This is a genomic window from Massilia paldalensis, assembly GCF_044901715.1.
Classification (GTDB): domain Bacteria; phylum Pseudomonadota; class Gammaproteobacteria; order Burkholderiales; family Burkholderiaceae_D; genus Telluria; species Telluria paldalensis.
Window position 1 is genome coordinate 154911 of sequence record NZ_JBJCIU010000004.1, and the last position, 19987, is coordinate 174897.

A 19987-nucleotide genomic window follows, 5' to 3' on the forward strand; every position below is an offset into this window, starting at 1 on the left:
CATGAACTTTTCCGCCCTCTCGATCCGCAACCCGATCCCGGCGATCATGCTGTTCGTCCTGCTCACCTTTGCCGGCGTGCTGGCGTTCAAGGCGAACAAGGTGCAGGACTTCCCGGACATCGAGCTGCCCATCGTCACCGTCACCGCCACGCTCGACGGCGCCGCGCCCGCCCAGCTGGAGACGGAGGTCGCGCGCAAGATCGAGGATTCGATCGCGACGCTGGAAGGCATCAAGAACATTTATACGCGCGTGCTCGACGGCGTGGCCACCATCACCGTCGAGTTCATCCTCGAGAAGAACCTGTCCGATGCCGTCAACGACGTGCGCGACGCCGTGTCGCGCGTGCGCGCCGACCTGCCGGCCGAGATGCGCGACCCCAGCGTCACCAAGACCACGACGGCGGGCCGCGTCGTGCTGACCTATACGGCGCAGGCGGCCCAGGCGAATGGCCGGCCCGCGCTCGACCAGCCGGACCTGTCCTGGTTCGTCGACAACACGGTGGCCAAGCGCCTGCTCAGCGTGCCCGGTGTGGGCGCCGTCAAGCGCGTGGGCGGCGTCTACCGCGAGGTGCGCGTGGAACTCGATGCGGATCGCATGGCGGCGCTGCGCGTGTCGGCGCTGGACGTCTCGCGCCAGCTGCGCAACGTGCAGCGCGAGGAGCCGGGCGGAAGGGGCGACGTCGGCGGCGCCGAGCAGTCGGTGCGCACGCTGGCCACCGTGCAGACGGCCGACGAGCTGGCGCGCATGAACATCCCGCTGCCCGACGGCCGCCGCGTGCGCCTGGACGAGGTGGCGCGGGTGATGGACACGATCGCCGAACCGCGCGCCATCGCCGAGCAGGACGGCAAGCCGGTCGTCGGTTTCGAGATCTTCCGCACCCGCGGCGCCGGCGAGATGGACGTCGCCGGCGGCGTGCGCGCGGCCGTGGCCGAGCTGCAGCGCAAGCACGCCAACGTGGTGCTGCGCGAGGTGATCGACAATGCCGCGCCCGTCGAGGAAAACTTCGACGCCTCGATGGAGATGCTGTACGAGGGCGCCGTGCTGGCCGTGCTGGTCGTGTGGTGGTTCCTGCGCGACTGGCGCGCGACGCTGGTGGCCGCCGCCGCGCTGCCGCTGTCCGTGATCCCCGCCTTCCTCGGCCAGTACCTGTTCGGCTACACGCTGAACATGGTCACGCTGCTGTCGCTGGCGCTGGTGGTGGGCGTGCTGGTCGACGACGCCATCGTCGAGATCGAGAACATCTCGCGCCACCTGCGCATGGGCAAGACGCCGATGCAGGCCGCGCTGGAAGCGGCCGACGAGATCGGGATGGCGGTGATCGCCACGACCTTCTCGCTCGTGGCCGTGTTCCTGCCGACGGCGTTCATGAGCGGCATTCCCGGTAAATTCTTCAAGCAGTTCGGTTGGACGGCCGTGCTGGCGATCCTGGCCTCGCTGCTGGTGGCGCGCCTGCTCACGCCGATGATGGCGGCCTACTTCCTCAAGCCCGCCAAGGTCCACGAGGAGAAGGACGACCCGCTGATGCGGCGCTACATGCGGACCATGCGCTGGTGCCTGCGGCACCGCGGGCTGACGATGATCGCGGCCGCCCTGTTCTTCGTCGCGTCGATCTCCCTCGTGCCCCTGCTGCCGACGGGCTTCGTGCCCGCCGCCGACCGGTCCCAGACCCAGATCAACGTGGAGCTGGCGCCCGGCTCCACGCTGGCCGAGACGCGCGCCGTGGCCGAGCGCGTGCGCCTGGCCGCGATGCAGGTCAAGAACGTCAAGGGCGTGTTCAGCTCCATCGGCGGCGGCTCCAGCGGCGACGCCTTCGCGCCCGGCGCCGCGGCCGAGGCGCGCCGCGCCGTGCTCACACTCACCACAGTGCACCGCGACGACCGCAAGGAATCGCTGGCCGCCATCGAATCCGCGCTGCGCGCAAAACTGGCCGAGATCCCGGGCGCGCGCTTCACCGTGGGCCCGCCCGACACCGGCGTCAAGATGCAGCTGGTGTTGCGCAGCGAGGATCCGGTGGCGCTGAACGCGGCCGCGCGCCAGGCCGAACGGGAACTGCGCGGCCTGCACGGCATCGGCAACGTCACGTCCAGCGCCTCGCTGGTGCGGCCCGAGATCATCGTGCGTCCCGACTTCGCGCGCGCCGCCGACCTGGGCGTGACGGCCGCCAGCATCGGCGAGACGGTGCGCGTGGCCACGGCCGGCGACTACGACCAGGTGCTGGCCAAGATGAACGTGTCCGAGCGCCAGGTGCCGATCCGGGTCAAGCTGCCGGACGCCACGCGCGCCGACCTGGACGCCATCGGCCGCCTGACGGTGCCCGGCAAGAACGGCCCTGTGCTGCTGGCGAACGTGGCCGACATCACGGTGGAAAGCGGCCCCGCGCAGATCGACCGCCTGAACCGCAGCCGCAACGTGACGCTGGACGTGGAACTGAACGGCCGCTCGCTGGGCGAAGTGAATGCCGAGGCGCGCGCCCTGCCCGCGCTGCGCAACCTGCCGGCCAGCGTGGCGATCGCGGAACTCGGTGACGCCCAGGAAATGCAGGCGTTGTTCGCCAGCTTCGGCCTCGCGATGCTGATCGGCGTGCTGTGCATCTACGGCGTGCTGGTGCTGCTGTTCACTGACTTCCTGCAGCCGGTGACGATCCTGGCCGCGCTGCCGCTGTCGATCGGCGGCGCCTTCGTGGCGCTGCTGCTGACGCACAGCGCCCTGTCGATGCCGACCATGATCGGCCTGATCATGCTGATGGGGATCGTGACGAAGAACTCGATCCTGCTGGTGGACTACGCGATCCTCGCGCGCAAGGCGGGCATGAACCGCTTCGACGCCCTCGTCGATGCCTGCCACAAGCGTAGCCGCCCCATCGTCATGACGACCATCGCGATGGGCGCGGGCATGATGCCGCTGGCGCTGGGCCTGTCGGGCGACCCGAGCTTCCGTTCGCCGATGGCGATCGCCGTGATCGGGGGACTCATCACGTCCACCTTATTGAGCCTGCTGGTGGTGCCGGCCGTGTTCACCTACGTGGACGATGCGGAGCACCTGATGGGGAGGATGATGGGGAAGGTGCGCGGGAAGGGGCGCAAGACGGTGGGCAGCGAAGAGAGTGCGGTGAAATAAGAGACACCGCACGTCGCCCCTGCGCAGGCAGGGGCCCAAGTTGTCGTACGGCTTGAACATTGGGTCCCTGCCTGCGCAGGGACGACGGCGTGCGCTAACGGTTCAGAAGGTTTCCCACTCTTCCGTCATCGCCGCCTTCGATACCGGCTTCGCCTTCGGCCGGGCCGCGACCACGGCCGGCTTGCGTGCCGGCGCCTGCACGGCGGCATGCACGGCAGCACGCAGCGCCGGCGCGGCTGCCGGCTTCGCCGCCACCTTCGCCGCCACCCCGGGCCCGCCATCGACCTTGAACACGGCTACCATCTGCGTCAGCCGCTCCGCCTGCTCCTGCAGGCTGCCGGCGGCGCCGGCCGCTTCCTCGACGAGGGCGGCGTTCTGCTGGGTCACCGCATCCATCTCGCCCACGGCCTGGTTGATCTGGACGATGCCGCCCTGCTGCTCGTGGCTGGCGTTGCTGATCTCGCCCATGATGTCCGTCACGCGCTGCACGCTGGCCACCACTTCCTCCATCGTGCTGCCGGCCTGGTTGACGAGCTCGGAGCCCAGCTGCACCTTGGCCACCGAATCGTCGATCAGCTGCTTGATTTCCTTGGCGGCGGAGGCCGAGCGCTGGGCCAGGCCGCGGACCTCGCTCGCCACCACGGCAAAGCCGCGCCCCTGCTCGCCGGCCCTTGCCGCTTCCACGGCGGCATTCAGCGCCAGGATATTGGTCTGGAAGGCGATGCCGTCGATGACGGCGATGATCTCGACGATCTTGCGCGAGGCCGTGTCGATGTCGCCCATGGTGCCGACGACGCGCGCGACCACGTCGCCGCCCTTGCGCGCCACGTCGGACGCGCTCTGCGCCAGCTGGTTGGCCTGCTGCGCGTTCTCGGCGTTCTGCTTGACGGTCGACGTCATTTCTTCCATCGACGACGCCGTCTCTTCCAGCGCGCTCGCCTGCTGCTCGGTGCGCGAGGACAGTTCCAGGTTGCCGGTGGCGATCTCGCGCGACGCGGTCGCGATCTCGCTGCTGCCCACGCGCACTTCCGACACCACCTTGCGCAGCGCGTCGTTCATCTCCTTGAGCGCCCGCATCAGCTGCGCCGCCTCGTCCGTGCCGCGGACCTCGATGTCGCTGGTCAGGTCACCTGCGGCCACGGTGCGCGCCACGTCGACGGCGTGGCCCAGCGGACGCACGACCGAGCGCGTGGTGAGGAACGCGGCGCCGATGGCCAGCAGCACGCTGACGGCGGCACCGATGCCGATGACGAGCGAGGAACGCGCGAAGACGTCGTCCGCATCCTTGGACAGGGCATCGAAACGGCTTTCCTGGAACTCGACCTGCTTGCGCAGCACCTGGGCGAACGCCAGCAGGCTGTCGTAGTTCTTGCTGAAGGCCAGGACGGTCGCTTCGTCGATCTTGCCCTGCTTGACCAGTTCCTGCACCTTGGCGACGTTTGCCAGGTACTCGTCGCGGCGCTCCTTCGCTTCCTGATGGATGGCCTTGCCGGTCGGCGTCACGAGCAGGCCCTCGAGGTCCTGCAAGCCCTTGTTGACGGCATCGATGTTCACCGCCAGGCGTTCCATGGCGGTGGCGCGCACCGCCGGGTCGTCCGAGCCCACCATCTGGCCGACGCGGCCCATGCTGCCGCGCAGGTTGTCCAGCACGAAGCTGGCTTGCTTGGCGCGCGGCCAGACGCCCTTGGCGAGGTCGGTGCTGCTCTGGTGGAGCTTGCCGAGCGATTGGATGCCGACGAAGGCCAGCACGAGGATCAGGACGACGAGCAGGCCGAAACCGAGCCGCAGCCGGTTGGCGATATTCAGGTTCAGGAGACGCATAGCGGGAAAGGATGGACGCAGGCGGCCGGCGCCGGAGATGGGGGCGCGCTGGATGCAAGCTGACGACGTTGGTCGGAACTGCCGGCGAGAGATGGGGGCGGCGAGAGAAGCGGGAAAACGCTTCAGTGGCCAAAGACTAACTGAATTGTTTTCCTAATGCAATTTTTTGATAGATTTGTCGATTTTCAACAACTGAGCGCGCCGCAAGAGCGGGAAATGTGCGGTTTTTGATGGCGACAATGACAAAAGCCGGCGCGTAGCCGGCTTCCGGGGTGGAATCGATCCTTCCGCGTCCGGCCAGGCCTAGGGGCCGGGCCGATCTCGGAAGTCGATGCCGAACGGCTGGGCGCCGATCAGTAGTCGCGGCGCGAGCCGCCCAGCAGCTTGGCCAGCACGAAGCCGGCGGCAGCGGCGATGGCCAGGGCGGTGGCCGGCTTTTCGCGCACGTAGTCGAAGCTGGCATCCTTCCACTTGCCGTAGGCGTCGGTCAGTTGTGCCTGACGCTCGCCCAGGCCGCTGGTGGCGCCGCTCAGCATGCCTTGCAGCTTGTCCACGCCGGCGTGGGCGCTGGTGGCCAGGCGCTCGACGACCGGTTGCACGCTGTTGACGGCCTTGTCGACGTAGGGCTTGGCGGCATCCGCTGCCTTGTCGATCGACTGGTGCAGGTCCTGGGCCTTGGCGTCCACCTGGGAACCGAGGTCCTTGCTGTCGCCGCCGGTGCCCGAGCCGGTCGCCGAATTGGCACTCTGGCTGTTCTGGCTGCCGGTCGAGCCGATGCTCGATGCGGTGGCGCCGCCGGTGCTGCTGCCCATGCCGACCTGCTGGTCCTTGCCCTGGTTCAGCGGCGTGCTCTTGCTCATGCTGCCCGAGCCCGAGGTGCTGCCCAGGTTGCCCGAACCGCTGACGGACGACTGGCTGTTGCCGCTGTCCTTGCCCAGGTTGCTGACGTTATTGTCCTTGCCGAGGCTCGAACCCTGGGTACCGATGGTGCTGCCTTTTGCTTCGTTCGACTTCTGATTATCCATGATGTATTCCTCGTTAAATGGTTGACCAGCGTGGTTGACCAGCGCGGATAGGACCGAAACTCGACCATCACCACATTTTTCCTGTATTCCCTTCGAAACAAAACGAAGGCACGAGAACGGGCTGCGTTACATCAACGAATGCTGTTGGACAGTGCACGGGATCAAGTTTTGTTAGCGTTGACCGCGCAACTGCTCAAAAGTTCCATCGATGTCCGATCCGCCTCGCGTCTCACTGCGTGCAGCGGGTGCCTGAAATTCGACAACGTCGAAATACGGCGTCGCAATAGAAAAAATATAACTTTTGGTCATCCTGCACTGTGCGGTGCATAACAGAGAGTCGGGAACGCAGGAGTTAGCGCAAGCGGGACGCGTGCGGCGGCGCGAAAAGCGCATTTGGAAGCGGAAAACAAAAAGCCCAGCGATGAAGCTGGGCTTGATGTATTTGGTGCCGCTGACCGGAATCGAACTGGTGACCTTCGCATTACGAATGCGCTGCTCTACCGACTGAGCTACAGCGGCGGGAGCCATATTCTAGCAAAGAAGCTCACTGGATTGCTAGAGTAACTCGGCAATTTTATTCGGGCAGCTTGAAAAAAGGTGCTGTCCGAACAATTGGGCCCCTGCCTGCGCAGGGGCGACGTGCGATTTGCGGCGCGAGTGCGATTCGCGCTGCGGCTTTACTCGGCGTGGTACGAGGTCACGCGGTCCACTTCGCTCTTCGAACCGAGGAAGACGGGCACGCGCTGGTGCAGCTTCTGCGGCGGGATGTCGAGGATGCGTCCCTTGCCGTCGGTAGCGGCGCCGCCGGCCTGTTCGACGATCATCGCCATCGGATTCGCTTCGTACATCAGGCGCAGCTTGCCCGGCTGCGACGGGTCGCGGCTGTCGGCCGGGTACATGAAGATGCCGCCGCGGTTCAGGATGCGGTGCACGTCGGCCACCATCGAGGCGATCCAGCGCATATTGAAATCCTTGCCGCGCGGGCCGGTCTTCCCTTCCAGCATTTCGGACACGTAGCGCTGGACCGGCGGGTACCAGTGGCGCTGGTTCGACATGTTGATGGCGAATTCCTTCGTCTCCACCGGGATCTGCATATTGCGCTGGGTGAGAACCCAGGAACCCATCTCGCGGTCCAGCGTGAAGCACTGCACGCCGTTGCCGGTGGTGAGCACCAGCATCGTCTGCGGGCCGTACACGGCATAGCCGGCCGCCACCTGCTTGCTGCCCGGCTGCATGAAATCCTGCTCGGTCGGGTGGGTCATGCCGTCCGGCGCCTTGAGCACCGAGAAGATGGTGCCGATCGAGACGTTGACGTCGATGTTCGAGGAGCCGTCGAGCGGATCGAACAGCAGCATGTATTCGCCCATCGGGTAGCGGTTCGGGATCGGGTGGATCGATTCCATCTCTTCCGACGCCATGGCCGCCAGGTGGCCGCCCCACTCGTTCGCCTCGAGCAGGATCTCGTTCGAGATCACGTCGAGCCTCTTCTGCACCTCGCCCTGGATGTTCTCCGTTTCCGCGCTGCCCAGGATGTCGCCGAGGGCGCCCTTGCCGACCGAGTGCGAAATCGTCTTGCAGGCGCGCGACACGACCTCCAGCAGGAGGCGCAGCGATGCCGGGATGTTGCCGTGGAGGCGTTGCTCCTCGACGAGGTATTGGGTCAGGCTGACACGTTTCATGGTTTCTTTCGGTGTGTGTGAATTCGTTATCTTGCTGGTGGCGATGGTGGCTGCACACCGGGGTCGGAGCCCTTTGAAAAGCAACACCGGGCTCCGACCCCTATGCATCGCAGGGTGGGCATCATATGCCCACCATGCATGTCGCTACCGCGTCAGTTGGCGAGCGCCTTGCCGACGACTTCGCGCACGTCGTTCGACAGCTTGGCCTGGCCGCTCACCTGCTGCAGCGCCTTTCTCATGTGCGCCTGCAGGGCCGGCGTGTAGCGGCGCCAGCGGTCCATCGCGCGGGCCAGGCGGCTGGCGACCTGCGGGTTCAGGGCGTCGAGCGCGATCACCTGCTCGGCCCAGAACGCGTAGCCGCTGCCGTCCGGCGCGTGGAAGCCGACCGGGTTGCCGGCACAGAAGGTGGACACCAGGCTGCGCGCGCGGTTCGGATTGCGCAGCGTGAACGCCTTGTGCGTCATCAGCTCGCGCACGGCGGCCACGTTGGTGGTCGGGGCCGAGGCCTGCATCGCGAACCACTTGTCGACCACCAGCGCCTCGCCCTGGAATTCGTCGTAGAAGCGCTGAAGGGCATCCGCGGCCCCGTCCGCGCGCGCATGCACGAGGGCGGCCAGCGCGGCGACGCGGTCCGTCATGTTGCCGGCCTCGTCGAACTGCTGCTGGGCCAGCGCGATCGATTCGGCGTCCGGCGCCGCGCACAGGTAGGACAGTGCCAGGTTCTTCAGCGCGCGCTTGCCGATCGATTCGGCGTCCGGGCTGTACTCGCCCGGGGTCTGGTTCGCGTGGTACTGGGCCAGCAGCTCGGTACGCAGGCGCGCGCCGATGTCGGCCCGCACGAACTGGCGCGCGACGTGGATGGCCAGCGGGTCGACCACCTCGAGCTGGTCGGCGACCATGGTTTCCGACGGCAGCAGCAGGGCCTGCTCGCGGAAGGCCGGGTCCAGCGTGTCGTCGGCCAGGATCTTGCGCATGGCCTCGACGAACACGTCGTCCAGGTCCAGCTTGACCTTCTCCGGGTTGACGGTGTCGACCTGGGCCGCGAGCTTGAGCAGGCGGCTCATCGCCAGGCGCTGGCCCGCTTCCCAGCGGTTGACGGGGTCGCTGTCGTGGCTGAACAGGTGGACCAGTTCGGCATCGTTGTAGCCGTACTTGAGGATCACGGGGGCGGAAAAATCGCGCAGGATCGACGGGGTCGGCTGCTCGGCCACGCCCGTGAACACGAAGGTCTGGTCCGCTTCCGTCAGTTCCAGCACGGCGGTGCCGCCGTATTCCTTGCCGTCGACGACGAGCGGCAGGTCGCGGCCATCCTGGCCGAGGAGGCCGACGGCGACGGGGATGTGGAACGGCAGCTTCTCGGGCTGGCCCGGAGTCGGCGGGCAGGATTGCAGCAGGCGCAGCGTGTAGGTCTGCTGCTGGGCGTCGTAGCGGGTCTCGGCCTGCACGACGGGCGTGCCGGCCTGGCTGTACCAGCGCTCGAACTGCGTCAGGTCGCGGCCGTTGGCGTCGGCCATCGCCATGCGGAAGTCGTCGCAGGTGACGGCCTGCTCGTCATGGCGTTCGAAGTACAGGTCCATGCCCTTGCGGAAGCCGTCGCGGCCCAGCAGCGTCTGGTACATGCGCACGACTTCGGCGCCCTTCTCGTACACGGTCACCGTGTAGAAGTTGTTGATCTCGACAAAGGAGTCGGGACGCACCGGGTGCGCCATCGGGCCGGCGTCTTCCGGGAACTGGGCCTGGCGCAGCGTGCGCACCTGGTCGATACGGGTGACGGCGCGGCCGGTATCCGTGCCGATCATGTCGGCCGAGAATTCCTGGTCGCGGAACACCGTCAGGCCTTCCTTCAGCGACAGCTGGAACCAGTCGCGGCAGGTGACGCGGTTGCCGGTCCAGTTGTGGAAGTATTCGTGGCCGACCACGGCTTCGATGCCCTGGAAGTCGGTGTCGGTGGCGACGCGCGGGTTGGCCAGCACATACTTCGTGTTGAAGATGTTCAGGCCCTTGTTTTCCATCGCGCCCATGTTGAAGTCGCCCACGGCGACGATCATGAAGCGGTCCAGGTCGAGCTCGAGGTTCCAGCGCTCCTCGTCCCAGCGGATGCTGTGCTTGAGCGACTGCATCGCGTAGTCCGTCTTGTCGAGGTTGCCGTCCTCGACCCAGACCTGCAGCAGCGCGTCGCGGCCGTCGGCCAGGCGGAACGTCTCCTCCTGGCACACGAGGCGCGCGGCGACCAGCGCGAACAGGTAGGACGGTTTCTTGAACGGGTCTTCCCACAGCGCGTAGTGGCGGCCGTCGTCGAGGTCGCCCTGCTCGACCAGGTTGCCGTTCGACAGCAGCACCGGGTACTTGTCCTTGTCGGCGCGCAGCATGACGGTGAACTTGGCCATCACGTCCGGACGGTCCGGGAAATAGGTGATGCGGCGGAAGCCCTCGGCCTCGCACTGCGTGTAGAAGCTGCCGTTCGACGTGTACAGGCCGCTCAGCGTCGTATTTTTTTCCGGCACACAGATGGTTTCGATTTCCAGCACGACGTCGTCGGGCGCGCTCGCGATGCGCAGCACGGTGCCGTCGATCGCGTACTCGCGCTCGCCCAGGGTCTTGCCGTTCAGGCGGATGGCCACCAGCTCGATCTCCTCGCCGAACAGTTCGATCTCGCGCTGGGCGCTGGCCGGGTTGCGGCGCAGCGTCAGGCGGTTGGCGACGACGGTGCGAAGCGGGTCGAGGTCGAAGCCGAGTTCCACGGTATCGACCAGGTAGCTGGGGGCGGTGTAGTCTTTCCGGTAGATGGTCAGGGGCGTATCGGTGCGCATGGTGAGGAATCCGCAAGGCCGTTGGTGAAGTGCCTATTTTACCAACATGACGGGCTTGCAAAACGCGCGCATTTTTGCGCGTGCCATGTATCTTCATGTAGAGGTCGTAACCGCTCGTAAATGTATCGACGAATATCAAACAACAGGCATATCATGTCTGGTGTATAAGTCCGATTGCCGAACAGAATCTTTGGAGAAAGTCATGAAATTCACCATGCTCGCTGCGGTAACGTCGCTGAGCCTGTTGCTGGGTGGTTGCGCGACCACGATCCGCAGCGACGTCACCACCTTCCACCAGTGGCCGGCCCAGCTAGCCGACAAGAGCTATGCCTTCGAGGCGCCGCCGCCGCAGGACAATACGCTGGAACTGCAGGCCTACCAGAACCTGGTGCGCGGCCAGCTCGGCCGCCTCGGCTTCCGCGAGGCGCCGCAGTCGCCCGCCCTGAAGGTGTCGATGCGCTTCTCGACCATCGACGTGCCGACCCAGGTGATCTATCCGAACTACGCGCCCGTGTATGGCCCGTACTCCCCCCGCTTCGGCTACCTCGGCTGGCATCGCCGCGTGTGGGGCGGCGGCTGGTACAGCCCGTTCTACGACCCGTTCTGGGGCCCGTTCCCGGCCTATGACGTCCAGACCGAGCACCGCTACCACCGCCAGCTGCAGGTCGGCATCGTGGAAGCCGGCGACGGCAAGCGCCTGTTCGACGTCACGGTGCGCAACGTCAGCCGCAATATGTCCACGCCGGAAGTGATGCCGGCGCTGGTGCAGAGCGCATTCGAAGGGTTCCCGGGGCCGAACGGGGGGTCGCGTCTGATCGAGTTGAAGCAGGAACCGAAGACCTGATGCTCGCTAACGCATGACACGTCGTCCCTGCGCAGGCAGGGACCCAATTTCCACGCATCGCGTCTACGCATGCAACATTGGGTCCCCGCCTTCGCGGGGACGACGTGTCATGGAAGCTTGAATATCAGCGGCAGCATCGGCCGAAAATCGTGTATCCGCCCTGACGCTGCGCCGTCGAACCCGATCTCCAGGCAGTGCGCCTCCCCCTCGACCAGCACCACCCCACCCTCTTCCATCGCCGCCCGCGCCGCCGCCGACCAGCGCGACACGCCGGGCACCGTCACCGTCACCGACGTGATCGCGCGCAGGCCAGCGGCATGTTCCGGCACCAGCTGCGGCGCCCGCGCCTGGGCCAGGTAAAACCACATCGGCTCGGCCAGCGGCACGTCCCGTCCGACCTGGATCGCCATGCCCGCCGGCAGGTAGGCGGGCCGGTAATCCCATGCGGGGAACGGCACCGTGGCGGGGCCGGGAGATGGCCTGAAGCAGATGCCGAACGGCGAGGCGGAGCCGGGCCGCAGCCGCTCGGCCAGCTGCGTCGGGCGCGTGACGTCGCTGGCGGCTTCGGCGTCGTCCTCGATCCACAGCAGCTCGATATAGGCATTGCCGAAGAAGAAGCGGCGGTTGGCCGTGCCCTGGCCCGGATGCGTGTTGGGGCTGCCTTCGGCGAGGCCGAGGTCGCGCAGCGCCTGCGCCTCCGGTGCGCCGATCCGGGCGCGCAGGAAGACGTGGTCCAGTTCCATGCGGCGTCAGGAAAAATACGCCTGCGAGGCGAACGTGATGGCCACGATCAGCAGCACCGCCAGCAGGAGCACGAGCAGCAGGCGGCCGAATTTCGGTTGCGGCGCCTGCTGCGGCTCCATCTGCGGCTCATGGTCGTCGCTGAACTCTCTCATGGTGGTCCCCGCGAGCGATGGTCAAGGCAGCAGGATGGTCTTGCCCGTGGTCTTGCGCGCTTCCAGGGCGATGTGAGCCTGGGCCGCGTCCGCCAGCGGGAAGCGCTGGTTGATCTCGATACTGATCTTGCCGCTCGCGACCATCTCGAACAGGTCGGCCGCCATCGCTTCCAGCTGCGCGCGCGTACCCGCATAAGCCGGCAGCGACGGGCGCGTGATGTACAGCGAGCCGCGCGAATTGAGCTCGGACAGCGCGAACGGCGGCACGGCGCCGGAGGAATTGCCGAAGCTGACCATCAGGCCGCGCGGCTGCAGGCAGTCGAGCGAACGCGTGAAGGTATCCTTGCCGACCGAGTCGTAGACGACCGGCACCTTGGCCCCGCCCGTGATCTCGATGACGCGCTGCACCACGTCCTCCGTGTTGTAGTTGATGACGTGCGCGGCGCCGTGCGCCCTGGCCAGCGCCGCCTTCTCGTTGGACCCCACGGTGCCGATGAGGTTCGCGCCGATCGCGCGCGCCCACTGGCAGGCGATCAGGCCCACGCCGCCCGCGGCCGCGTGGAACAGGATCGTCTCGCCCCGTTTCACCTGGTAGGTCTGCTTGAGCAGGTATTGCACGGTGAGGCCCTGCAGCATCATGGCGGCGCCCGTCTCGAAGGAGATGGCGTCGGGCAGCCGGACCAGGATGTCGGCCGGCATCGTGCGGACCTCGCTGTAGGCGCCGTTCGGACGCGCGGCATAGGCCACGCGGTCGCCCGGCTTGACGTGGCTCACGCCGGTGCCGACGGCCTCGACCACGCCCGCTCCTTCCTGGCCCAGGCCGCCCGGCAAGGGTTGCGGGTACAGGCCGGTACGGAAATAGACGTCGATAAAATTCACGCCGATCGCGTGGTGGCGCACGCGCGCTTCGCCGGGTCCCGGCTCGCCCACCTCGACGTCGACGTATTCCAGCACTTCGGGACCGCCGGTGCGGGCGATGCGGATCGCTTTGGCCGCTGTTGCCATGGTCGTTCTCCTCGATTCGGATTGACAGGATCAGGCGCGCGCCATCAGCTGCGACAGCACCAGGTGGGCCGTCGCGACGTTGGTCGCGCAGGGAATGTCGTGCACGTCGCAGGCGCGCACCAGCGCATTGATGTCCGGCTCGTGCGGCTGCGGCGTCATCGGATCGCGCAGGAAGATCACGCAATCGACCTCCCCGTTGACGAGCTGGGCGCCGATCTGCAGGTCGCCGCCGACGGGGCCGGAATGCATGCGCTTCACCTCCAGGCCCAGCTCGTTGATCAGGCGCCCGCCCGTGGTGCCGGTGGCGGACAGCGTGCATCCCTTCAGGAAGCCGAGGTACTCCCCGGCCAGGGCGATCATGTCGTCTTTTTTCTTGTCGTGGGCAATCAGGGCGATGCGCGGCTTCATTCGTTCTCCGTTGTTATGGATGGATCGTTTATTTTTTCAGCGACAGCAGGTAGATCCCGGCCAGCACGAGCGCGGTGCCCGCGAGCTGGATGGCCGTGATCGGCTCGCCCAGCAGCGCCCAGCCGAGGAACAGCGTGGACACGGGGCCGATCATCCCGGCCTGGGAGGCCGTCGCCGCGCCGATGCGCTGCACCGCCACCATGGTCATGAAGACCGGGAAGATCGTACAGAATATCCCATTCACGAGCGACAGCCCATAGACGGGCAGCGGCTGCACCAGCATGCTGGCCGGGCGCAGCAGGAAGAACTGGGCGACGCAGGCCGCGCTGGAGACGCACATCGCGTAGGCGACGAGGCGCAGCGAGCCGATGCGCTTGACCATGCCGCCCGTGCCCAGCAGGTAGACGGCGTAGGCGGCGGCCGAGCCCAGCACGAGCAGCGACCCGAGCACGATGCTGGAACCGCCCTGCAGGTCGTGCACGAACACGAGCACGATGCCGCAGTAGGACAGGCCCAGCGCCGCCCACTGGGTGCGGCCGATGCGCTGCTGCAGGAAGACGGCGCTGACCAGCAGCACGAAGGTGGGCGTCAGGAAGAGGATCAGGCGCTCCAGGCCCACCGAGATGTATTGCAGGCCGAGGAAATCCAGGTAGCTCGACAGGTAGTAGCCGACCAGGCCCAGCGCCACCAGGCGCCAGCGGTCGCGCCCGGACAAGGGCGGTTCGGTCCGCATCTTCCAGATCGCCACGCCGGCGAATACGGGAAACGAGAACAGCATCCTGAACGCGATCAAGGTGACGGCGTCGATGTGGTAGCGGTACAGCAATTTGGCGACCACCGCCTTCGTAGAGAACAGGACGGCGCCGCCAATGGCAATGGCCAGGCCGGCGATGAGGGCCGGGCGTGTGGCCGGCGCAACGGATATGTCGCTTGCAGTTTTGCTCATCCGACGATTGTAAGGCGAATCGATACGGTCCGTTCAGGCTGGCCGAGAACGCGGCCGGGTCCGATCCGGTCCAAGCTGCACCGTCAACCCGACTTTACGGAGGAAACACATGGGCCGCCGCCAGATGTTCCACATCGCACAGCGCGTCGAGGGAGCGGCCAGCCCATGAGCCAGGCCGGCGACGTCAAGCGCACCGGCACCGAGCGCACCGTCGTCCTCGCCGTGCTGGGGCTGCTCGCGGCCCTGTGCTGGGCCTGCCTGCTGCTGCGCGTGGGGCGCATGGCGCCGATCGGTGGCGTCGGCAAGGCCGCGCCCATCCCCTACCATGCGGCCGACCTGGGACGCCTGTTCGCCCTGTGGGTCGTCGTCATCGCCGCCATGATGCTGCCGGCGGCGGCCCCGTCGGTGCTGCTGTATGCACGGCTCAAGCACGAACGCGGCGACGGCTGGGTCCATGCCGGCATCGCGGCATTCAGCGCCGGCTACCTGCTCGTCTGGAGCGCCGGCGCCGCCGCCGCCACCGTGGCCGCCTGGGCGCTGCACGACGCCGGCCTGCTGGACGAGACGCTGGCCGTGGCGCACCCGAGCGCCGTGGCGCTGGCCCTGGTCGCCGCCGGCGTCTACCAGTGGACGCCGGCCAAGCACTGGTACCTGGGCAATTGCCGCGAGCCGCTGGCCGTCCTGCTCACGCATTGGCGCCGCGGCGCCTGGGGAGCGCTGCGCATGGGCATGGCCGACGCGCGCTACGGCATGGGCTGCTGCTGGCTGCTGCTGGCCGTGATGCTGCCCGCCGGGGTGCTGAACCTGCCCGTGACGGGCGGGCTGGTGGCCCTCATCCTGGCCGAGAAATTGTTACCTGGAGGACACATATTTGCCTGCGCCACGGGCCTCGGCCTGGTGGCCTGGGGCACCACCTTGTTGTTTCCCTGACAGTTTTTGTACAGTGCCCCTATGCTAAAATGTCGAGGATCACGTATACCCTCTCAAGGAATTCTCGACATGGCTGGACACAGCAAATGGGCCAACATCAAGCATAAGAAAGCCGCTACCGACGCCAAGCGCGGCAAGATCTGGACCCGACTGATCAAGGAAATCACCGTCGCCGCGCGCATGGGCGGGGGCGACGTCGCCACCAATCCGCGCCTGCGCCTGGCAGTGGACAAGGCGGCCGACGCCAACATGCCGAAGGATAACGTCACCCGTGCGATCCAGCGCGGTTCGGGCGGCCTGGAAGGCGTCAACTACGAAGAAATCCGCTACGAAGGCTATGGCATCGGCGGCGCCGCGATCATCGTCGACTGCATGACGGACAACCGCGTCCGCACCGTGGCCGAAGTGCGCCACGCGTTCAGCAAGTTCGGCGGCAATATGGGCACCGAAGGTTCCGTGTCGTTCATGTTCAAGCACGTCGGCCAGTTCCTGTTCGCCCCGGGCGTCGAGGAAGACAAGCTGATGGAAGCGGCGCTGGAAGCGGGCGCCGACGACGTGGTCGCCGACGAGGAAGGCGGCTTCGAGGTGCTGTGCGATCCGAACGCCTTCTCCGGCGTCAAGGAAGCGCTGGAAGCGGCCGGCTTCAAGGCCGATTCGGCCGAAGTCATCATGAAGCCGGACACGGAAACCGTGTTCACCGGCGAAGACGCGCTCAAGATGCAGAAACTGCTCGACGCCCTGGAAAACCTGGACGACGTGCAAGAGGTGTACACCAACGCCGTGATCGACGAATAAGCAGCGGAACCCATCCATGAAAATCCTGGTAGTCGGCTCTGGCGGCCGTGAACATGCCCTGGCCTGGAAACTGGCCCAATCCGATCGCGTGCAGATGGTCTATGTCGCGCCGGGCAACGGCGGCACCGCGCGCGATGCCCGCCTGGTCAACATCGACATCACGGACCCGGCCGCGCTGGCCGACTTCGTCGTCGCCGAGCACATCGGCCTGACCCTGGTCGGCCCGGAAGCGCCGCTGGCGGCCGGCATCGTGAACCTGTTCCGCGGGCGTGGCCTGAAGGTGTTCGGCCCCACCCGCGAGGCGGCCCAGCTGGAAAGCTCGAAGGACTATGCCAAGGCCTTCATGGAGCGCCACGGCATTCCGACCGCGAAGTACCAGACCTTCTCGGACGCGCAGCAAGCCCACGCCTACATCGACGCCAACGGCGCGCCGATCGTGATCAAGGCCGACGGCCTGGCCGCCGGCAAGGGCGTGGTCGTCGCCATGACGCTGGCAGAAGCGCACGGCGCCGTCGACGACATGCTGTCGGACAACCGCTTCGGCGACGCCGGCGCGCGCATCGTCATCGAGGAATTCCTGGCCGGCGAGGAAGCGTCCTTCATCGTCATGTGCGACGGCAAGAACGTGCTGGCGCTGGCCACCTCGCAGGACCACAAGCGCCTGAAGGACAACGACCAGGGCCCGAACACGGGCGGCATGGGCGCCTATTCCCCGGCCCCCATCGTGACCCCGTCGATGCATGCGCGCGTGATGCGCGAGATCATCAACCCGACCATCCAGGGCATGGCCAAGGACGGCATCCCGTACACGGGCTTCCTGTACGCGGGCCTGATGATCGACGCCGCCGGCAACCCGAGGACGCTGGAATTCAACTGCCGCATGGGCGACCCGGAAACCCAGCCGATCATGGCGCGCCTGAAGAGCGATTTCGTCACCGTGCTGGAACATGCCTGCAACGGCACGCTCGACGCCGTCGAGCTCGAATGGGACCGCCGCACGGCCGTGGGCGTGGTGATGGCTGCCGCCGGCTATCCGGACAACCCGGCCAAGGGCGACGTCATCGACGGCATCCCGGCCGAGACGCCGGAATGCGTCACCTTCCACGCCGGCACCAGGCTGGTCGACGGCACCCTGCAGACGGCAGGCGGCCGCGTGCTGTGCGTGGTGGGCCTGGGCGACAGCGTCAAGATGGCGCAGAAGCAGGCCTACGAGACGGTCGAGAAGATCCACTTCAACGGCGCCCAGTACCGCCGCGACATCGGCTGGCGCGGCGTGAAGTAAGCCGCGCACCAGCGCACATCGATACGGAAGGACGGCAGCCGCGAGGCGCCGTCCTTTTTTTTGGGCGCTGCCCGGCCGTTCGGCCAGGGTGCGCGGGCGGCGAACATGACAGGATTGTCATCCGACTGCCATTCTTGCGTCACCGTGCGCTTCCTAGAATGGCGCTTTGACCCACTCGACGGCAGACCACCATGCGCGACCATTCCGATTCCCAGCCGGCGGGCGGCCCGGCCGAGGCGCTGCGGCGCGCCCTCGGCCTGCCCGACGGGGCCCCGATCCTGCTGCCGCTGGCCGCCATCGCCGGCGCCGGCGCCCTGCTCGCCGCCGGCTACGCCTACGCGGCCGGCTGGATCACCCCGCAACGCCTGACGCCGCAACACGTCGTGGATGCCTTCGGCACCAATTTCGGCGTCCATCCCGGCCTGCGCCGCAACCATACCAAGGGCATCTGCGTGACCGGCCACTTCGACGCCAACGGCACGGCGACGCCATGGTCCAGCGCCACCGTATTCGCGCCCGGCCGCACGCCCGTGATCGGCCGCTTCGCCGTCCCCGGCGGCAACCCGGCCGTGCCAGATGCGGCGAGTCCCGTGCGCAGCCTGGCCCTGCTGTTCCAGCTCCCCAATGGCGAGCAATGGCGTACCGGCATGAACAGCTCGCCCATCGTCGTGTCCAACACGCCGCAGGGCTTCTTCGACAACGTGGTCGCATCGCGCCCCGACCCCGCCACCGGCAGGCCGGACCCGGCGCGCCTGAAGGCCTATTTCGACGCGCATCCGGAATCGGCGCCGTTCCGTGCCTGGCTCAAGGACTTCCGGGCGACGTCCTCGTTCGCCAGCACGCGCTTCTACAGCATCAATGCGTTCCGGCTCGTCGACGCCGCCGGCGGCATCCACCTGGCACGCTGGTCCGTGGTACCGGAAACGCCGGCCGCCCCGCTCGACAAGGCCCTGGCCACCGCGCCGAACGTGCTGCAGGACGACCTGGTGCAACGCCTGCAGCAGGGACCGCTGCGCTGGCACCTGGCCATCCAGCTGGCCCAGCCCGGCGACCCGGGCAACGACGCCACGCGCGCCTGGCCGGACGACCGCCGCGTGGTCGATGCCGGCGTGCTGACGCTGGAGCGCGCGATCGCGCAGGACGACGGCCCCTGCCGCGACGTCAACTTCGATCCGACGATCCTGCCGAAAGGCATCCAGGTATCGGACGACCCGCTGCTGGCCGCCCGCTCCGGCGCCTATTCGCGCTCGTACAACCTGCGCACGGGCGAACAGGCTGCCCGCATCACCCACGGAGGTGCCCAATGACCCCGCAACGCTTCTCGCTGGCCTCGCGCCTGCTGCACTGGACCATGGCGCCGCTGCTGCTGGCCATGCTCCTGATCGGCACCGGCATGGTCGCCACCGTGTCGCCCTGGCGCCTGTCGCTCTTGAACCTGCACAAGCCGCTGGGCCTGGCGCTGCTGGTGCTGGCCGTGCTGCGCCTGCTGCTGCGCCTGGCCGGCAAGACGCCGCCGCTGCCGTCCACGCTCCCGCTGCCGATGCGCCTGGCCGCCCATGCATCGCACTGGCTGCTGTACGGCTGCATGCTGGCGATGCCCCTGATCGGCTGGGCGATGCTGTCCGCCGGCGGCCTGCCCCTTCCCCTGCACCTGCCGCCGCTGCTGGCACCTGGCGTGGTGCGCTATGCACAGCTGCGCTCGCTCCACACGGTGCTGGGCGAGCTGTTCTACCTGACCGTGCTCGCGCACATCATGGCGGGGCTGCTGCATGCGTTGCTGCTCAGGGATGGGGTGTTCGGGGCGATTTCGCTGGGGCGCAAACATTAAACGCCGTCGTCCCTGCGAAGGCAGGGACCCAAGTTTTGCGAGGCACCGGCATCGCGAAAATTAGGCCCCTGCCTTCGCAGGGGCGACGGCTCAACATATGTCGGCGTAAAGATCGCGCCACTCGTGATTCATCACCTGGATCAGGTTGACCTTCCAGGCACGCTTCCAACCCTTAATCTGCTTTTCGCGGCGAATGGCTTCGTAAATATCGGTGTGCACTTCGTACCACACCAGCCGCGCGACATCGTATTGTTTCGTGAAGCCGGCAACGGCGCCTTTGCGGTGCTCCCATACACGCCTGACAAGATCTGCCGTAACGCCCACGTAAAGAGTGCCGTAAGGGGCGCTGGCCAACATGTAGACGTAGCTGGATTTTTCCATGGTCGTTTATCTGTGGACGATACATGGTTACCTTGAATCGCTGCCTCATCCGCGCAGCTGGTCAATGGTATTCATCGAACTATCAGGCTCAGCATGGGTCCCTGCCTTCGCAGGGAGTCGTTTCCGGCAATGCCGGGAACGACGGTAGTGGCTGCAGGGATGACGCGGTTTAGTTTGCCAGTGCATCCGTCGGCATGGTGTACAATCCCCCGTTGATTT

Annotated in this window: 17 protein-coding genes and 1 tRNA gene; 7 read left to right on the forward strand and 11 right to left on the reverse strand. The window is 66.9% G+C overall.

Annotation, left to right across the window (positions count from 1 at the left end):
* Position 1: 1 nt before the first annotated feature.
* A complete protein-coding gene (locus tag ACI1V7_RS20065; RefSeq protein WP_404533550.1) occupies positions 2 to 3118 on the forward strand; it encodes an efflux RND transporter permease subunit in 3117 nt (1038 codons plus the stop codon).
* A gap of 102 nt (positions 3119 to 3220) precedes the next feature.
* Here the strand turns inward: ACI1V7_RS20065 and ACI1V7_RS20070 are convergent, their stop codons facing one another.
* The 5 genes from ACI1V7_RS20070 to pepN form a co-directional block, all read right to left on the reverse strand.
* The gene (locus ACI1V7_RS20070) at positions 3221 to 4939 is read right to left on the reverse strand and encodes a methyl-accepting chemotaxis protein (protein WP_404533551.1); all 1719 of its coding nucleotides are present in this window, start codon (positions 4937 to 4939) and stop codon (positions 3221 to 3223) included.
* A gap of 353 nt (positions 4940 to 5292) precedes the next feature.
* Positions 5293 to 5964: a hypothetical protein gene (locus ACI1V7_RS20075; protein WP_404533552.1), complete on the reverse strand. Its 672-nt coding sequence runs from the start codon at positions 5962 to 5964 to the stop codon at positions 5293 to 5295.
* A gap of 443 nt (positions 5965 to 6407) precedes the next feature.
* Positions 6408 to 6483 (reverse strand) — tRNA-Thr (locus ACI1V7_RS20080).
* A gap of 158 nt (positions 6484 to 6641) precedes the next feature.
* Positions 6642 to 7643, reverse strand: a complete 1002-nt coding sequence (locus tag ACI1V7_RS20085) for a class 1 fructose-bisphosphatase (protein ID WP_404533553.1) — start codon at positions 7641 to 7643, stop codon at positions 6642 to 6644.
* 152 nt (positions 7644 to 7795) lie between these two features.
* Positions 7796 to 10453, reverse strand: a complete 2658-nt coding sequence (pepN, locus tag ACI1V7_RS20090; protein ID WP_404533555.1) for an aminopeptidase N — start codon at positions 10451 to 10453, stop codon at positions 7796 to 7798.
* Between the two features lie 202 nt (positions 10454 to 10655).
* Here pepN and ACI1V7_RS20095 point away from each other — a divergent pair, with 202 nt between their 5' ends.
* A complete protein-coding gene (locus ACI1V7_RS20095) occupies positions 10656 to 11297 on the forward strand; it encodes a DUF4136 domain-containing protein (RefSeq protein ID WP_404533556.1) in 642 nt (213 codons plus the stop codon).
* Between the two features lie 107 nt (positions 11298 to 11404).
* Here ACI1V7_RS20095 and ACI1V7_RS20100 read toward each other — a convergent pair whose 3' ends face one another.
* The 5 genes from ACI1V7_RS20100 to ACI1V7_RS20120 are packed head-to-tail and all read right to left on the reverse strand — an operon-like array spanning position 11405 to position 14552.
* The gene (locus tag ACI1V7_RS20100; protein WP_404533558.1) at positions 11405 to 12040 is read right to left on the reverse strand and encodes a VOC family protein; all 636 of its coding nucleotides are present in this window, start codon (positions 12038 to 12040) and stop codon (positions 11405 to 11407) included.
* A gap of 6 nt (positions 12041 to 12046) precedes the next feature.
* Entirely contained in the window at positions 12047 to 12193 is a 147-nt protein-coding gene (locus tag ACI1V7_RS20105; RefSeq protein WP_290413889.1) for a hypothetical protein, read from the reverse strand.
* A 21-nt stretch (positions 12194 to 12214) separates the two neighbouring features.
* Positions 12215 to 13198: a quinone oxidoreductase family protein gene (locus tag ACI1V7_RS20110; protein ID WP_404533560.1), complete on the reverse strand. Its 984-nt coding sequence runs from the start codon at positions 13196 to 13198 to the stop codon at positions 12215 to 12217.
* 30 nt (positions 13199 to 13228) lie between these two features.
* Positions 13229 to 13606 carry a methylglyoxal synthase gene (locus tag ACI1V7_RS20115; RefSeq protein ID WP_404533562.1) on the reverse strand — a complete coding sequence of 126 codons (378 nt, stop codon included), beginning with the start codon at positions 13604 to 13606 and terminating at the stop codon, positions 13229 to 13231.
* A gap of 28 nt (positions 13607 to 13634) precedes the next feature.
* Positions 13635 to 14552 carry a DMT family transporter gene (locus ACI1V7_RS20120; protein WP_404533564.1) on the reverse strand — a complete coding sequence of 306 codons (918 nt, stop codon included), beginning with the start codon at positions 14550 to 14552 and terminating at the stop codon, positions 13635 to 13637.
* Positions 14553 to 14717: 165 nt separating this feature from the next.
* Between ACI1V7_RS20120 and ACI1V7_RS20125 the strand changes: the two genes are divergently transcribed.
* The 5 genes from ACI1V7_RS20125 (at position 14718) to ACI1V7_RS20145 (ending at position 19387) form a co-directional block, all read left to right on the forward strand.
* Entirely contained in the window at positions 14718 to 15482 is a 765-nt protein-coding gene (locus tag ACI1V7_RS20125; protein WP_404533565.1) for a DUF2182 domain-containing protein, read from the forward strand.
* Between the two features lie 69 nt (positions 15483 to 15551).
* The gene (locus tag ACI1V7_RS20130) at positions 15552 to 16277 is read left to right on the forward strand and encodes a YebC/PmpR family DNA-binding transcriptional regulator (RefSeq protein WP_404533566.1); all 726 of its coding nucleotides are present in this window, start codon (positions 15552 to 15554) and stop codon (positions 16275 to 16277) included.
* Positions 16278 to 16293: 16 nt separating this feature from the next.
* A complete protein-coding gene (gene purD / locus ACI1V7_RS20135; RefSeq protein ID WP_404533567.1) occupies positions 16294 to 17559 on the forward strand; it encodes a phosphoribosylamine--glycine ligase in 1266 nt (421 codons plus the stop codon).
* A gap of 191 nt (positions 17560 to 17750) precedes the next feature.
* On the forward strand, positions 17751 to 18866 hold the full coding sequence (locus tag ACI1V7_RS20140) for a catalase family peroxidase (RefSeq protein ID WP_404533568.1): 1116 nt from the start codon (positions 17751 to 17753) through the stop codon (positions 18864 to 18866).
* The gene (locus tag ACI1V7_RS20145) at positions 18863 to 19387 is read left to right on the forward strand and encodes a cytochrome b (RefSeq protein ID WP_404533569.1); all 525 of its coding nucleotides are present in this window, start codon (positions 18863 to 18865) and stop codon (positions 19385 to 19387) included. The genes ACI1V7_RS20140 and ACI1V7_RS20145 overlap by 4 nt, the downstream gene beginning before the upstream one ends.
* A gap of 90 nt (positions 19388 to 19477) precedes the next feature.
* Here ACI1V7_RS20145 and ACI1V7_RS20150 read toward each other — a convergent pair whose 3' ends face one another.
* Positions 19478 to 19768 (reverse strand): GIY-YIG nuclease family protein, encoded by a 291-nt coding sequence (locus ACI1V7_RS20150; RefSeq protein ID WP_404533570.1) that lies wholly within the window; start codon positions 19766 to 19768, stop codon positions 19478 to 19480.
* Positions 19769 to 19987 lie beyond the last annotated feature (219 nt).

What these genes read in the sequence shown, in the direction of transcription:
- ACI1V7_RS20065 (WP_404533550.1), top strand. Translation starts at nt 2, where the DNA reads ATGAACTTTTCCGCCCTCTCGATCCGCAACCCGATCCCGGCGATCATG.
- ACI1V7_RS20070 (WP_404533551.1), bottom strand. Translation starts at nt 4,939, where the DNA reads ATGCGTCTCCTGAACCTGAATATCGCCAACCGGCTGCGGCTCGGTTTC.
- ACI1V7_RS20075 (WP_404533552.1), bottom strand. Translation starts at nt 5,964, where the DNA reads ATGGATAATCAGAAGTCGAACGAAGCAAAAGGCAGCACCATCGGTACC.
- ACI1V7_RS20085 (WP_404533553.1), bottom strand. Translation starts at nt 7,643, where the DNA reads ATGAAACGTGTCAGCCTGACCCAATACCTCGTCGAGGAGCAACGCCTC.
- pepN (WP_404533555.1), bottom strand. Translation starts at nt 10,453, where the DNA reads ATGCGCACCGATACGCCCCTGACCATCTACCGGAAAGACTACACCGCC.
- ACI1V7_RS20095 (WP_404533556.1), top strand. Translation starts at nt 10,656, where the DNA reads ATGAAATTCACCATGCTCGCTGCGGTAACGTCGCTGAGCCTGTTGCTG.
- ACI1V7_RS20100 (WP_404533558.1), bottom strand. Translation starts at nt 12,040, where the DNA reads ATGGAACTGGACCACGTCTTCCTGCGCGCCCGGATCGGCGCACCGGAG.
- ACI1V7_RS20105 (WP_290413889.1), bottom strand. Translation starts at nt 12,193, where the DNA reads ATGAGAGAGTTCAGCGACGACCATGAGCCGCAGATGGAGCCGCAGCAG.
- ACI1V7_RS20110 (WP_404533560.1), bottom strand. Translation starts at nt 13,198, where the DNA reads ATGGCAACAGCGGCCAAAGCGATCCGCATCGCCCGCACCGGCGGTCCC.
- ACI1V7_RS20115 (WP_404533562.1), bottom strand. Translation starts at nt 13,606, where the DNA reads ATGAAGCCGCGCATCGCCCTGATTGCCCACGACAAGAAAAAAGACGAC.
- ACI1V7_RS20120 (WP_404533564.1), bottom strand. Translation starts at nt 14,552, where the DNA reads ATGAGCAAAACTGCAAGCGACATATCCGTTGCGCCGGCCACACGCCCG.
- ACI1V7_RS20125 (WP_404533565.1), top strand. Translation starts at nt 14,718, where the DNA reads ATGAGCCAGGCCGGCGACGTCAAGCGCACCGGCACCGAGCGCACCGTC.
- ACI1V7_RS20130 (WP_404533566.1), top strand. Translation starts at nt 15,552, where the DNA reads ATGGCTGGACACAGCAAATGGGCCAACATCAAGCATAAGAAAGCCGCT.
- purD (WP_404533567.1), top strand. Translation starts at nt 16,294, where the DNA reads ATGAAAATCCTGGTAGTCGGCTCTGGCGGCCGTGAACATGCCCTGGCC.
- ACI1V7_RS20140 (WP_404533568.1), top strand. Translation starts at nt 17,751, where the DNA reads ATGCGCGACCATTCCGATTCCCAGCCGGCGGGCGGCCCGGCCGAGGCG.
- ACI1V7_RS20145 (WP_404533569.1), top strand. Translation starts at nt 18,863, where the DNA reads ATGACCCCGCAACGCTTCTCGCTGGCCTCGCGCCTGCTGCACTGGACC.
- ACI1V7_RS20150 (WP_404533570.1), bottom strand. Translation starts at nt 19,768, where the DNA reads ATGGAAAAATCCAGCTACGTCTACATGTTGGCCAGCGCCCCTTACGGC.